This window comes from Mesorhizobium sp. WSM4813, from assembly GCF_055811555.1.
This window is the reverse complement of sequence record NZ_JBVVQU010000003.1, coordinates 169,335-183,070: the sequence shown is the minus strand read 5'-3', so window position 1 is coordinate 183,070 and position 13,736 is coordinate 169,335. Positions and strand designations below refer to the sequence as shown.

Annotated in this window: 16 protein-coding genes and 2 pseudogenes; 13 read left to right on the top strand and 5 right to left on the bottom strand. The window is 61.2% G+C overall.

The features are described 5' to 3' along the window. Positions 1 to 218 (bottom strand): annotated as a pseudogene (locus tag AC0L25_RS02850) (IS4 family transposase); the annotation flags it as partial. A 165-nt stretch (positions 219 to 383) separates the two neighbouring features. On the opposite strand from AC0L25_RS02850, the gene AC0L25_RS02845 reads away from it, so the two are divergent. Continuing rightward, entirely contained in the window at positions 384 to 626 is a 243-nt protein-coding gene (locus AC0L25_RS02845; protein ID WP_473594113.1) for a Flp family type IVb pilin, read from the top strand. Between the two features lie 305 nt (positions 627 to 931). On the opposite strand, the gene AC0L25_RS02840 is transcribed toward AC0L25_RS02845, so the two are convergent. After that, complete coding sequence (locus tag AC0L25_RS02840) at positions 932 to 1,147, bottom strand: hypothetical protein (protein ID WP_473594112.1); 216 nt, start codon at positions 1,145 to 1,147, stop codon at positions 932 to 934. A gap of 272 nt (positions 1,148 to 1,419) precedes the next feature. Then, on the bottom strand, positions 1,420 to 1,560 hold the full coding sequence (locus AC0L25_RS02835; protein WP_254021938.1) for an EncA/B family entericidin: 141 nt from the start codon (positions 1,558 to 1,560) through the stop codon (positions 1,420 to 1,422). Between the two features lie 64 nt (positions 1,561 to 1,624). Between AC0L25_RS02835 and AC0L25_RS02830 the strand changes: the two genes are divergently transcribed. Further along, positions 1,625 to 2,254: a DUF1638 domain-containing protein gene (locus AC0L25_RS02830; RefSeq protein ID WP_473594111.1), complete on the top strand. Its 630-nt coding sequence runs from the start codon at positions 1,625 to 1,627 to the stop codon at positions 2,252 to 2,254. An 8-nt stretch (positions 2,255 to 2,262) separates the two neighbouring features. Here the strand turns inward: AC0L25_RS02830 and AC0L25_RS02825 are convergent. Further along, positions 2,263 to 3,170 (bottom strand): annotated as a pseudogene (locus AC0L25_RS02825) (NAD-dependent epimerase/dehydratase family protein). Positions 3,171 to 3,292: 122 nt separating this feature from the next. Here AC0L25_RS02825 and AC0L25_RS02820 point away from each other — a divergent pair. From AC0L25_RS02820 to AC0L25_RS02775, 10 genes are all read left to right on the top strand, one after another. Next, positions 3,293 to 3,865, top strand: coding sequence for a DUF4893 domain-containing protein (locus AC0L25_RS02820; protein ID WP_473594110.1), 573 nt, complete (start codon positions 3,293 to 3,295; stop codon positions 3,863 to 3,865). 197 nt (positions 3,866 to 4,062) lie between these two features. Further along, positions 4,063 to 4,974 (top strand): fatty acid desaturase family protein, encoded by a 912-nt coding sequence (locus AC0L25_RS02815; RefSeq protein ID WP_473594109.1) that lies wholly within the window; start codon positions 4,063 to 4,065, stop codon positions 4,972 to 4,974. A gap of 247 nt (positions 4,975 to 5,221) precedes the next feature. Continuing rightward, complete coding sequence (locus AC0L25_RS02810) at positions 5,222 to 5,524, top strand: virulence factor (protein ID WP_473594108.1); 303 nt, start codon at positions 5,222 to 5,224, stop codon at positions 5,522 to 5,524. Then, positions 5,517 to 6,116, top strand: a complete 600-nt coding sequence (locus AC0L25_RS02805) for a methylenetetrahydrofolate reductase C-terminal domain-containing protein (protein ID WP_473594107.1) — start codon at positions 5,517 to 5,519, stop codon at positions 6,114 to 6,116. Before AC0L25_RS02810 ends, AC0L25_RS02805 begins: the two co-directional genes overlap by 8 nt. Continuing rightward, a complete protein-coding gene (locus tag AC0L25_RS02800; protein WP_473594106.1) occupies positions 6,113 to 7,204 on the top strand; it encodes a methylenetetrahydrofolate reductase in 1,092 nt (363 codons plus the stop codon). The genes AC0L25_RS02805 and AC0L25_RS02800 overlap by 4 nt, the downstream gene beginning before the upstream one ends. 78 nt (positions 7,205 to 7,282) lie before the next feature. Next, positions 7,283 to 8,257: a methyltetrahydrofolate cobalamin methyltransferase gene (locus AC0L25_RS02795; RefSeq protein WP_473594105.1), complete on the top strand. Its 975-nt coding sequence runs from the start codon at positions 7,283 to 7,285 to the stop codon at positions 8,255 to 8,257. A gap of 41 nt (positions 8,258 to 8,298) precedes the next feature. Continuing rightward, positions 8,299 to 8,646, top strand: a complete 348-nt coding sequence (locus tag AC0L25_RS02790; protein WP_473594104.1) for a hypothetical protein — start codon at positions 8,299 to 8,301, stop codon at positions 8,644 to 8,646. A gap of 38 nt (positions 8,647 to 8,684) precedes the next feature. Then, complete coding sequence (locus AC0L25_RS02785) at positions 8,685 to 10,712, top strand: ASKHA domain-containing protein (RefSeq protein ID WP_473594123.1); 2,028 nt, start codon at positions 8,685 to 8,687, stop codon at positions 10,710 to 10,712. 190 nt (positions 10,713 to 10,902) lie between these two features. Continuing rightward, on the top strand, positions 10,903 to 11,088 hold the full coding sequence (locus AC0L25_RS02780) for a hypothetical protein (protein WP_352954035.1): 186 nt from the start codon (positions 10,903 to 10,905) through the stop codon (positions 11,086 to 11,088). A gap of 250 nt (positions 11,089 to 11,338) precedes the next feature. Then, a complete protein-coding gene (locus AC0L25_RS02775; RefSeq protein WP_473594103.1) occupies positions 11,339 to 12,322 on the top strand; it encodes an alpha/beta hydrolase in 984 nt (327 codons plus the stop codon). A gap of 1 nt (position 12,323) precedes the next feature. On the opposite strand, the gene AC0L25_RS02770 is transcribed toward AC0L25_RS02775, so the two are convergent. After that, positions 12,324 to 13,223 carry a LysR substrate-binding domain-containing protein gene (locus AC0L25_RS02770; protein WP_029351948.1) on the bottom strand — a complete coding sequence of 300 codons (900 nt, stop codon included), beginning with the start codon at positions 13,221 to 13,223 and terminating at the stop codon, positions 12,324 to 12,326. 222 nt (positions 13,224 to 13,445) lie between these two features. On the opposite strand from AC0L25_RS02770, the gene AC0L25_RS02765 reads away from it, so the two are divergent. Then, complete coding sequence (locus tag AC0L25_RS02765) at positions 13,446 to 13,634, top strand: hypothetical protein (protein WP_254021925.1); 189 nt, start codon at positions 13,446 to 13,448, stop codon at positions 13,632 to 13,634. Positions 13,635 to 13,736 lie beyond the last annotated feature (102 nt).

The following is a 13,736-nucleotide window of genomic DNA, read 5'->3' as shown; positions in this document are numbered from 1 at the left end:
GCAACATCGGAAAGGCTCGCAACATCGTTCATCCCGGCCCAGGCGGCCGCCGAGCGCAGGCTCATCCCGCCGGGGCCATAGGCCAAGGCCAGACGCAGCAATGTCGATGCGTCCGCAACATTGCGACGACGTACCAGCGCTCCCGTCGCTCGCGCCGTCGCGTCAAGATCAACACATTGCGACAGTCTCGAGATCAGAGCCTGCCAGTCGCTTTCAATGGAATCATTCCTTTGCATCTGGCCTAGGAATCACATCTCGATTCCACCAGTCTACCCCTAAGTTAGCGCCTATGGGCTCTAGTCCCTCGTTCGAATGATGCTATTGCATTAGCTCCCGCGCACTTTGCACCGATGTCGACACGTCGGGTTTAAAAGGGCAACTCCATGGACACACTCATGACGACGGCCCGGCAGTTTTGCCAAGACGATTCAGGCGCCGCCATGGTCGAATATTCGATCCTTGTCGGCATCATTGCCGCAGCAGCGATACTTGCGACCCTGGCGATTGGTGGCTGGGTCACCGGACGCTTCACCGGCCTGCGTTGGAAGCCTCGCCGCTCGGTACCTGCAACGAGGGAACGGGCGTCGGAACCTGACGCGCTAAAACTCAGCGCTCTTACTGCCTGAGAAGGGTCGGCGTTCGTCGCGCCGGCCCCTTTTATACGAGTTTCTGTACGAACAAACACCGCCACCAGGCTTCGAAACCCGCTGTGGCGGTGGCCTGTACGCTATAGGTGTTTGTTGCATTAAGGCCAGTTGCATGGCCGCAATCGTTGCGGATGTTGCCAGCCACTTGACTGGCCTTCGGCATCCAGTGCCACGCCAGAGAACGACACCGTTAGTTGACGGCTCAACGCTGCTGGCCGCTGCGATGACAGCCTCCGGCGCTAGCGGCTAGGGTGCTTATGGTAGGATCGGGCGGGTTGAAGCGCCTATTGTGATTCTTTCGCCTCTTCCTTTTTCAGGATCGGCGTTTCGGCAGTTGTCGGCGTGTTCGCGACGCTTGCGACCTTGGTTTGCTGATCTACGCTTACCGTCTTGGTTTGCTGATCTACGGAAGCCGTCGTTTTATTGTGGCCAACACATTCCGCTGCGGCGCTGGACACCGAAAGGCCCAGAGCGGCGACAACTAAGAGAGCGGTCTTCATCCTATGGCTCCTGCTTCGTTGTTGAGGGTACCGGAAAAGATTAACGGGATATCCCACCCTCGAAAAGTCAACTTTTCGTGCCCGCCCCAACGAAAATAATTGCAATAAGCGGACATGAAGTCCGCGTTTCGGCCCAATCTGGGCGAATTCGGCATGGGCAATAAACCGACCCATGCCTTGCAGCACGACTCTCTCGTTCCGAGATGTTACAAGGACTTAACGCGCATCGCTTGAACTATCTTGATAGCGACGCGCTTTGGTGAAACTGCGGATCAGGGATTCTCGACCGTGTCCTCAACTGCGTTTGCGGTCGATTTGACGTCCCTGCCGACGCCGCGAACGGTATTGGCGCAGGCTGAAAGAGCCAAGGCGCAAGCGATAATGGCAATCGGCGCGATACGTAACAGTTTCATGAATGGTGTCTCCCTCAACAAATAGATTTGCCCGACAGCAACGAAGATAGGTTAAACTGGTTCCATGAGCATCGCGCGAAAACAGCAATCCGATCAAGGCGACAGGCTGCTTGTCATCGCCTGCGGGATGATTGCGCGCGAAGTTCTGGCCGTCAAGGAGCAGCTGGGGCTCGGCCATCTCGACCTGACCTGCCTGCCGGCGGAGTTCCATTTCTACCCGGACCGCATTGCGCCGGCTATGGACAAGGCAATCGAAAAGGCCAAGGCTGACGGCTACAGAAACATCTTCGTCGGCTACGCCGATTGCGGCACCGGCGGCCTGCTCGACCGCGTCTGCGAGAAGCATGGCGTGGAGCGCATGGCCGGGCCGCATTGCTTTGCCTTCTACCAGGGCATGGACGCCTATGCGAAAATCGCCGACGACGACATGATGTCGTTCTACATGACTGATTTCCTTTGCCGGCAGTTCGACGCCTTCTTCATGAAGCCGCTCGGCCTCGACAGGCATCCGGAGCTGATCAAGGACTATTTCGGCAATTACGAAAAGCTGGTCTATATCGCCCAGACCGACGATCCGGAACTCGACAAGGTCGCCGAGAAAGCCGCGAAAATGCTCGGCCTCGCCTATGAGCGCCGCTCGACCGGCTATGGCGACCTGACGGCGGAGCTGGCCAGCGCCGCCGCACACGGCTGACCGTTCGATCAGGCGGCACTTTCTTCGGCTGCGAGCGCGGCAAGCACATCGGCAAAGCTCGTCTTGCAGATGAAGCCCAGCCTGTCCCTCGCCCGCGAGGCGTCGTAGACGCGGTCGATCGAGGAAAACATTGTCGAGCCCTTTCGCGCATAGAGCGCCGGAAACTCTGGAAAATAGCGCTCGACGACGGACGGTGCGTCGGCAATCAATGCCGCGCAATCATCGGGCCGGAACGGCGTTGGCGCCGAGACAATGAAGATGTCGAAGCCCAGTTGTGGCGCCTTCTCCAGCGCCGCGACATGGGCGTCGGCGGCATCTTCCACGGTCAGCCGGCGGAACAACAGCTCATTGGCCTTGGTGTTGGCGTCCGACTGCTCGATCGCATGCGCCATGTCGTCTGCCTCGGGAAAGAACCGGGCGGTGCGCAGCACGATCACCGGCAGGCCGGACCGGATGTGATAGAGGCGGCAAAGATGTTCGGCCGAAAGCTTGGTGACGCCGTAGATGTTGCGCGGTTCTGGCGACATGTCTTCCGTCAGCCAGGCGGCCTTGCGCACACCGCCGCTCAAGCCGGCGCGTATGGTTTTCGAGATCATCAGCGAGGTCGTCGATGTGAAGACGAAACGCTGAACGCCTGATACCACTGCCGCGTCGAGCAAGTTGAGCGTGCCGCGCACATTCGTCTCGATGAAATCCTCATTTCGTTGGTGTCAAGCGCGCCGCTGTGGACGATTGCCTCGATGCGGTGTTCCCTGACCGTCCGCACGACCAGATCACGGTCGGCGACCGAGCCGATCACCTGCGTTTGCGCCGACGCGACAGGATCGAGGCCGATGACGCCATGGCCAAGGGCCCGCAGGTGCGGCGCGAGCGCGCTGCCCAGCCAGCCTGACGATCCCGTAAGCAATATCCGCATCGGTGAAACCACGATTTTTAACCTGCCGCTGTTAAGCACGGATGACAGACCGCCGCGAACGGGTAAGTTCTATGCCAAACGAGAAAACAGGCTGTTCCAGCCGTCGACCGGGAAACGCACCGATGATCGCTCGCCTCTTGATAGCCGCAGGCGTTGTCTGCTTCGCACTGCCCGCGCTCGCCGATGGCGAGGTGCAGAAGCTGATCACGCCCGCCGACAAGGTGCGGCTCGACAAATATGACGAGACTCGCAAGGCGGCCCTTGATGAAGCCAAGGCTGGCGACGCTGCCGAGGTCAAGCAGCTCGACGCCTTGCTGGCAAAACCGTTGGTCTCGTTTCCCGACAAGGACCTGACCGGCAACTGGCAGTGCCGCACCATCAAGGCCGGCGGGCTGAGCCCGCTCGTCATCTATAGCTGGTTCAAGTGCAAGGTAAGCGACGACGGTTCGGGCTGGATGCTGGAAAAAATCACCGGTTCGCAGCGCACCAAAGGCCGCTTCTTCGACGACGGCGAAAAGCGCTCGATCTATCTCGGCTCCCTTTCTGTCAACGACGATGCTGCTAAACCCTATGGCAGCGGCCCGCAAAGCGATCAGGTCGGCTATGCCTTTCGCAACAGCGCCAACGAATGGCGCATCGAGTTCCCTGCGCCCTATTACGAATCGAAGCTCGACATACTTGAGCTCAGGCGCTGAGCCCGCAGCCCTAATACCTAAGCCGATCATCAGGATTAACCCGGCGGTCTAGCATCCCAGGCGCTAAGACTATGTCTTTACGGCGCCACGTCGCAGCCTGCCTTCGAAACAATGGTCCTGGACTGGCGCGTAAAAACCGGTGTCTGGTAATGAGCCCCGATTTACCGGGCAGCGCCCCGGCGATAAGCTTGGCCCCCATGAGCGAAATCGACCACCGCACCATCATAGCCAGCCTTTCGGTCGAGGACCGTCGCGACCTCACCGCCAAACTGGACAGGCCCGGTATTGTCCGACTGGCCGTTCACGGCGGGCTGGTTGTCGTGCTGGGTGCGCTGATCGCCGCCCGCATTCCGTTCTGGCCGGTTCTCGTGCTGCCGCAGGGGATCCTGATCGTCTTTTTCTTCACGCTGTTGCACGAGACCATCCACGAAACGGCCTTCAGGACGCCGTGGCTCAATCGCGCCGTCGCCGTCGTGACCGGCTTCCTGATCCTGCTGCCGCCGGCATGGTTCCGCTATTTCCATTTCGCGCACCATCGCCACACGCACGATCCGGACAATGATCCCGAACTGATGAGCCCGAAACCGGAGACCTTTGGCCAGTATCTGCGCTATCTCTCCGGCGTCCCCTACTGGACCGGCATGGCGCGCGTGATCGTCGTCAACGCCGCCGGCCGCAACCGCGACGTCTTCGTGCCGGAAAAGGGCCGCGACAAGGTGACTTCGGAAGCACGTTGGTTTCTGATCGCCTATGCGGTGCTGCTGGCGGCTTCCCTTGCCGTGCAGTCGGCGCTGCTGCTGTGGATCTGGATTGTGCCGGTGCTCCTCGGCCAGCCCTTTTTGCGGGCCTATCTGCTGGCCGAGCACGCGCTTTGCCCGCATGTCGCCAACATGCTCGAAAACACCCGCACCACCTTTACCACGCGGCTGGTGCGCTTCGTGGCGTGGAACATGCCGTACCACTCCGAGCACCATTCCTATCCGGCCGTTCCCTTTCACCGTCTGCCGCGTTTCCATCAGATCGTCGCCGAACACCTGCGAACAACCGAGCGAGGCTATATCCGCTTCCACAGGAAGCTTGTCGGCAGCTTCGATCGTCGCACCGGCTGATCCAAACCAAGCCAAATATCGAAAACTCTCACCTTTCCTTTTGCGGCCTCCAATTGCGTCGCTTTTGAATGCGCGCGCGTCGTCCCATAACAAGCAGCCCAACAGCGCTTCCGGCAATGCTCCGAACCACTGCATCGGCCCGAAGACCGAAATCGATCTCCGGCAATACGATGCAGCTGAGTGAAATGGTAGAGAGTCCTTTGTGCGTCCGATTGGACGCACGGCGCTCTACGGGAAGTAGGAATTCATGGCCGATCTGATCGTCGTCTACTGGCGCGACATTCCCGCCCAGGTCATCGTCAAGAAAGGCCGGCAGAACGCCAAGCGCGAACTGCCGCTGCGCTTCACCGAGGCGATCGACATGTGCGCGATGCGGACCGGCGCCGGCGGCACCGACGACTACCTGGCCGAATGGCGCAAGGCCGACCCCGTGCCGGTCAGCGACGATCTTGAAGGCGAGGCCGAAAAGGCCCTTCAGAACATCGACGCGAAATACGACCGCGAACGGCTGGTCGCTCTGGTCAAGGCGGGCGGGAAAGAAGATGTCTGAGATGACCCCGGCGATTACCCAGGCCACTCTGGTCAAGAAGGCAGCGCCGAAATCCGACTACAAGCCGGCCGACGTGTCGCCGCAGCGGCGCGTGCAGCGCTCCTTCGCGGTCAGGCTGTGGTCCGTCCGCCACTCGCGACTGCTCGAATGGTTCTACGCCAGGTTCTCCGACATGTTTTTGCTCCTCCATCCGCTGTGGAAGCGCATCGGTTACGGCCGCGTTGAAGGCCCGATCAAATTCGTCGAAAAACGCGTCAAGGGTTTTATGTTCGACTGCCGCATGTGCGGCCAGTGCATCCTTTCTTCTACCGGCATGTCGTGCCCGATGAATTGCCCCAAGCAATTGCGCAATGGCCCTTGCGGCGGTGTGCGCGCCAATGGCAATTGCGAGGTCGAGCCTGACATGCCCTGCGTCTGGGTCAAGGCCTGGGAAGGTTCACGCAACATGGTGCATGGCGACAAAATTCTCGACGTGCAGAAGCCGGTCGATCAGTCACTGCGGGAAACCTCGGCCTGGCTGCGGGTGACAGCACAGGCTGCCGCCGCGCGCGAAGCCTCGCGCAACACTCCCAACCCTGGGGCACCGGCATGATCGGCCGCCAGCCCGACGAGAACCCGGCCGGCATCCATCTGCCGCTCGACCCCCTACCCGGCCACACCTCACGCGGCCGGCTGGAGCGCGTCCTGAGGCGCGGCGAGTTCGCGGTGACGACCGAGCTCAACCCGCCCGACAGCGCCGATCCCGAAGATGTCTACAACCGCGCCAAAATCTTCGACGGCTGGGTCGACGCCATCAACGCCGTCGACGCGTCGGGCGCCAACTGCCACATGTCGTCGGTCGGCATCTGTGCGCTGCTGACCCGCATGGGTTATGCCCCGATCATGCAGATCGCCTGCCGCGACAGGAACCGCATCGCCATCCAAGGCGACGTGCTAGGCGGGGCGGCGATGGGCGTCGCCAACATGCTGTGCCTGACAGGCGACGGCGTGCAGGCCGGAGACCAGCCAGGCGCCAAGCCGGTATTCGATCTCGACTGCATGTCGCTGCTCGAAACCTGCCGCATCATGCGCGACAACGGCAAGTTCCTGTCCGGCCGAAAGCTGACGACGCCGCCGCAGCTTTTCCTCGGCGCGGCGATCAACCCTTTCGCGCCGCCGATCGATTTCCGCCCCTACCGGCTGGGCAAGAAGATCGCCGCCGGTGCACAGTTCGTGCAGAGCCAGTACTGCTTCGACGTGCCGATGTTCCGCACCTACATGCAGCAGGTCCGCGATCTCGGTTTCACGGAAAAATGCTTTATCCTGTGTGGCGTCGGGCCGCTGGCCTCGGCCAAGACGGCCAAATGGATCCGCTCCAACGTGCCGGGCATTCATATCCCCGATTCGATCGTCAAGCGGCTGGAAGGCGCCCAGGACCAGAAGAAGGAAGGCAAGCAGCTCTGCATCGACATCATCAACGAGGTGAAAGAAATTCCCGGCGTCTCCGGCGTCCATGTCATGGCCTATCGCCAGGAGGAATATGTCGCCGAGATCGTCGATGAATCGGGCGTGCTGAAGGGGCGTCAGCCCTGGAAACGCGAAATTCGCCGCGATGACCAGCTCGTCGCCGACCGGCTCGACCACATATTGAACGACGAGATCACCGAAACGCAGGTCGACATGGTCAAGACCGCGCATTGAGGCGCGGACGGTCACCATTCGCTTGATCGAAATCAGAAACGATATAAAGAAGTCTTTATATCACGAGGGAGAGATTTCATGACCCGGACGATCGTCGCCTCGGCGACACGAGAAATCATCATCGGCTTCGACCAGCCCTTCTGCGTGATTGGTGAGCGCATCAATCCGACCGGGCGCAAGAAGCTCGCGGCCGAGATGATCGCGGGCAATTTCGAGACCGTCATCAGGGACGCGCTGGAACAGGCCGCCTGCGGCGCGACTATGCTCGACGTCAATGCAGGCGTCACCTCGGTCAACCCGAACGAGACCGAACCCGGCCTGCTGGTGCAGACGCTGGAGATCGTGCAGGGCCTGGTCGACCTGCCGCTGTCGATCGACAGTTCGGTGACCGCGGCGATCGAGGCGGCGCTCAAGGTCGCCAAGGGCCGTCCGCTGGTCAATTCCGTCACCGGCGAGGAAGAAAAGCTCGAAGCCATCCTGCCGCTGGTCAAGAAATACAATGTTCCGGTGGTTGCCATCTCCAACGACGAGACCGGCATTTCGATGGATCCGGACGTGCGCTTCGCCGTCGCCAAGAAGATCGTCGAGCGCTGCGCCGATTTCGGCATTCCGGCGCATGACGTGGTCGTCGACCCGCTGGTCATGCCGATCGGTGCGCTGGGCGACGCCGGCCGCCAGGTCTTTGCCCTTCTGCGCCGGCTGCGTGAAGAGCTCAAGGTCAACACCACCTGCGGCCTGTCTAACATCTCGTTCGGCCTGCCGCACCGCCATGGCATCAACGCCGCGTTCATCCCGATGGTGATCGGCGCCGGCATGACCTCGGCGATCATGAACCCGGTGCGGCCGCAGGAGATGGAAGCGGTGCGCGGCGCCAATGTGCTGAACGGCACCGACGAGAACTGCACCAACTGGATCAGGACATACAAGGACTACAAGCCGGCCGAAGGCGGCCAGGCGATCGCGGCGCCCACGCAAGTCAATGCGCCGGGCGAAGGCAATGGCAATGGCGGCCGCCGGCGCGGTGGCCGTGAAGCCAGGATGGCTCGAGGATAAGCGCGCGCTTTATGGTGGACATTGGCTGATGGCATATTCCAGTGTTTGAACTCAGACGACATTTCACTACGATTGCGATCGTTCTGCCGCTCGTGATAATCGCGCGATACACGCTGTTCGAAAATGCCAGTGAGTTCAGTTTATTTGCCCAAGAATTGAAGCGATATGTGGCTCCGCTCGGCATCGCACTTTCGGTTATCTTAATAATGGGGCTAATCGCCGTTGTAGCGAATAAGATCGACCATCTTCGACAGAAACGACTGTCAAATATTTTCTTCTGGACCAGTTCGATCTTACTGGCTTTGGCCGTGGCTGCCGTCTTTGCTCACGTCAAGCTGCAAGGCAATCAGTCTTTGGATGAAACCCGTAGAAGTGTTGTAATCCTTTGAACTCACCCGCCAACATCACCGATCCGCTCGTGCTGTTCATGCCGTCCGGCAAGCGCGGGCGGTTTCCGGTCGGCACGCCGGTGCTCGACGCCGCACGCCAGCTCGGCGTCTATGTCGAGAGCGTGTGCGGCGGACGCGCCACTTGCGGGCGCTGCCAGGTCGAGGTGCAGGAAGGCAATTTCGCCAAGCACAAGATCGTCTCTTCCAATGACCACATCTCGCCCAAGGGCGCCAAGGAGGAGCGCTATGAACGCGTGCGCGGCCTTCCCGAACGCCGCCGGCTGTCCTGCTCGGCGCAGATCCTCGGCGATCTCGTCGTCGACGTGCCGCAGGACACGGTCATCAACGCGCAGACCATCCGCAAGGACGCCGACACCAGGGTCATTGCCCGCGATTCGGCAATCCACATGTGCTATGTCGAGATCGAAGAGCCCGACATGCACAAGCCGCTAGGCGATCTCGATCGCCTGAAGATCGCGCTGATGAAGGACTGGGGACTCAAGAGCCTCGATTTCGATTTCCATCTGCTGCCGCAGGTGCAAGGCATCTTGCGCAAAGGCAATTGGACCGCGACCGCCGCCATTCACAAGGATGCCGACAGCGAGACCGCGCGGGTCATCTCTTTGTGGCCCGGCCTCAAGAACGAGGCCTACGGGCTTGCCTGCGATATCGGCTCGACCACCATCGCCATGCATCTGGTGTCGCTGCTGTCGGGCCGCGTCGCCGCCTCGTCGGGCACGTCGAACCCGCAGATCCGCTTCGGCGAGGATCTGATGAGCCGCGTTTCCTATGTGATGATGAACCCGGACGGTCGCGAAGGCATGACGGTCGCGGTACGCGAGGCGATCTCGGGTCTCGTCGATAAGGTTTGCGCGGAAGGCAACGTCCAGCGCAACGACATCCTGGATTCCGTCTTCGTCGGCAATCCGATCATGCACCATCTGTTCCTCGGCATCGATCCCACCGAACTCGGCGGCGCGCCCTTCGCGCTTGCCGTCTCGGGTGCCGTGCACATCAAGGCGTCGGATATCGGCCTGAAGCTCAACCAGGGCGCCAGGCTCTACATGCTGCCTTGCATTGCCGGCCATGTCGGCGCCGACGCGGCTGCGGTGACGCTGTCGGAAGGCCCGCACCGCCAGGACGAGATGATGCTGATCGTCGATGTCGGCACCAATGCCGAGATCGTGCTCGGCAATCGCCAGCGCGTGGTGGCGGCCTCCTCGCCCACCGGTCCGGCCTTTGAGGGCGCGGAAATCTCCGGCGGCCAGCGCGCCGCGCCCGGCGCCATCGAGCGCGTTCGCATCGATCCCGACACGCTGGAGCCGAAATACCGCGTCATCGGCTCGGAACTGTGGTCCGACGAACCCGGCTTTCTCGACAGCGTGCAGGCAACCGGCGTCACCGGTATCTGCGGCTCCGGCATCATCGAGGTGGTCGCCGAAATGTATCTGGCCGGCATCATCTCCGAGGACGGCGTCGTCGACGGCGGGCTTGCCGCCCGGTCGCCGCGGGTCACCGCCAATGGCCGCACCTTCTCCTACGTGCTGAAGGAGGGCGAGCCCAGGATCACCATCACCCAGACCGACGTGCGCGCCATCCAACTCGCCAAGGCCGCGCTCTATGCCGGCACCAAGCTGTTGATGGAAAAGCAGCATACTGATCATGTCGACCGCATCCACTTCGCCGGCGCCTTTGGCTCGTTCATCGATCCGAAATACGCCATGGTGCTGGGACTGATCCCCGACTGCGATCTCGACAAGGTCTCGGCCGTCGGCAACGCCGCCGGTGCCGGCGCGCGCATGGCACTCTTGAACCGCGGCTATCGCCGCGAGATCGAGGAAACGGTGAGCCGGATCGAGAAGATCGAGACCGCGCTGGAGCCGAGATTCCAGGAGCATTTCGTCTATGCCATGGCGCTGCCGAACAAGATCGACCCGTTCCCGAAACTGTCGGCAGCTGTGAAACTGCCACCGCGCAAGACGGTCAGCGAAGACGGCATTGCCGGCGATGCCGCCCCGCGGCGGCGTTCGCGCGAGGGCCACGCGGCGCGGCGCGGCCGGGGATAGTATCCCGCCGATAAAAGCTGCACTTCGCCCTCATTCTCGTTTGCATGCAAATGTTTCCGGATCAGCCCAAACTGAAACAAGGCGCTGTTTTCGTGAAATCCACCAGATACATGTGCAGCGCATTTAACCGGCATCGAACGGCAGGCAGGAAATAACTTTCGGCCGCCGCAGCACTCCAAGGGAGATGAAGATGTCGATGTTCGAAAGCCTCGGCCGCTATAGGGCGGCCATCAAGCACGCGCACAGCAGGAACAAGTCCGTCCGGGCCATGAACAGCCTACCGCCCGAAATTCAGAGGGACATCGGCTGGCCCGTGTCGCCGCGCGAAGACCCGCAGGTCACCCTCTCGGCCCTGCTTCTGGGTTCGGCGCGCTGATGACCTTCGCCGACAAAAGCAAGCTGCTGGCCAAGTAATGCGGCTCCGGCGGCAAGCGACCGTTGGCTGCGCGCCGCACTGCTGCCCCGACGCTGAGCATGCGCGAGCCACGACCGGATGCTGGCCTTGATTGCCAGCCAGATCACACCGCCGTGTTGTCTCAGCGCAAATCTTGACATTCCGAGCGAAGGCACGATTTTCGATAGCGGGGGGTTCTCTTAGTCGGCTCAGCCGAAGTCCGTGTGTCCGCATGCCCAGTTTCAAAAGCCACGTCGTTTCCTTCGTGCTCAGGTATAGCCGCAAGAAAGCATTCTCCAGCCCGGAAAACCTGCAGCGCTGGATTGCCTACGCGCGCAAGAGGGAGAACCATCGGCCGCCCGCATCGCTGCATCAGCGTTTCGAGATCACGACGCGCAGCGTGGACGGCTTTCCCGTCTACGAGATCGCGCCAAAGACCGGCGAGCGAAAGCGAATCCTCTACCTGCATGGCGGCGCCTATGTCTTTCAAATCACGCCCTATCACTGGGGACTGATCGCGGATATGGCCAACCGGCTGGGCTTCGGTATCACCGTGCCGATCTATCCGATTGCTCCCGAACACGATTTCCACGCCATGTTCGGCATGGTCGGCAAGGTCTACCGTCAGCTGCTCGACGAAACGGAAGCGCAGGACATCGTCTTCATGGGCGATTCCGCCGGCGGCAACATGGCCGTGGTGCTGACCATGATGGCCGCGGAAGCCTCCCTGCCCTTGCCGTCGCGGCATGTGCTGATTTCGCCCGGCCTCGACGTGTCGCTCTCCAACCCCGAAGTGTTCGAGGCGGAACGCTACGATCCGTGGTTGGGAATTCCTGGCGGGCTGGAGGCGGTCCGGCTCTACAGTGCCGGCATAGATCCCAGCGACTGGCGCATCAGCCCGCTTTACGGTGACCTCTCGGTGTTGCCGAAAACGCTGCTTCTGACCGGTTCGCGCGACATGCTGACCCCCGACAACCTAATCTTCGCGCAAAAGGCCCGTGCCGCCGGTGTGGAGATAGAGGTCGTGCACGAGCCAGGCATGTTCCACGTCTGGCCGCTGATCGACATGCCAGAAGCTCGGCGCGCGCGGGACAGCATCGTGACGTTTTTAACCAGCGACACCGAAAGCTATCACGCCAAAGCCGGCGAATTGGCGCTGCAAAGGACAGATCGCGGCGTCACCGCTCACAACCTGGCTACGCCGTTGCGATCCTGAATCAAAATTTCCCGGTTTCCCTGAACACTTCGAAGGTCGCGCGGATATGGTCGGCGACCGCCTTCACCGGCGCGCTGGCGTCCGGCGCCACGACCATGGCCAGATTATAGGTGCCGATATCGGGCATGCCGTCCTTCGGGCAAAGCTCGACCATGTCGCTGCCGAGGAACGATTTCGGCAGCGGCGCCACTGCGAGGTCGGACATGATCGCGGCGCGCTGGCCGGCCGTATGCGCGCTCATATAGGCCACGCGATAGTTGCGGCCTTCGCGGCCGAGCGCTTCGAGCGCCCCGGCCCGCCAGGCACAGCCCTCTTCCCACAATGACACCGGAAGCGGTTCGCGCAGATGCGCGCAGCCGCCCTTGGCGCCGGCCCAGACGATCGGTTCGGTGAGCAGCACTTCGGCGCCGAGCGCGCTGGTCTTATAGGAATTGGTGAGCAGCGTGATGTCGAGCGCCCGGTCGTCCATGCGCCGGCGCAGATTGCTGCTCTGGTCGATGGTCACGTCGACCGCGATTGAAGGATGCGACTGCGCAAAACGCTTCAAGACATGTGGCAGCACGCGCTCGCCATAATCATCCGGCGAGCCGAGCCGCACCACCCCGACAATGTCGGGGATGATGAATTTCGACACCACCTCGCGGTTGATCGACAACAGCCGGCGGGCGTAGCCGAGCAGCATCTCGCCATCCGTGGTCAGCGTCACCGAGCGCGCGTCGCGCGCGAACACCGAGCGACCGAGAATGTCCTCCAGCTTTTTGATCTGCATGGAAACAGCCGACGGCGTGCGGAAGACCGCATTGGCCGCGGTGGTGAAACTGCCGGTCTCGGCGATTGCCACGAAGGTGCGCAAGACGTCGAGATCAAGCAGCGGCAACGGATGATTGAGTGGGGCGTTCATCGGGATCGTCCTTCAATTTTTCTGATGCAAACTATCATTTCATTTCGTTTTATTGAACATCACTTTGGGAGGATAGTCAACTCCATCGAAGGCACACGTATCGAAAGCGGCCTTGAAACGCCCATGACACAGGTCTGCAATCGACACGAAATGAAGCTGAAACAAACCGGGTGTAGCGAGCAATCGGCAAGCTCCCGACCCCAATGCAAAAGGAGAATGAAAATGTCCATCCTGTCATCCATCGGCCGCATCGCGACCGAATTCAGCGCGGCTCGCGCCCGCTACCAGACCGAACGCGCCATCCGCTCTCTGCCGATCGAACTGCAGAAGGATATCGGCTGGCCTGAAGCCGCCGACACCAAGACCGGCACTCGCTATGGCGTTGGGTCCTGGGCTGGTGGAGTAAAATAGATCGTGTGTATTCAAAGCTGAAGGCCTGTCGCGCAGATCATGTCCGGCAGGCCTTTTTGTTTGCAGTCAAATGTTTTGTGGAGCCATGTCGCCGCTGCATGG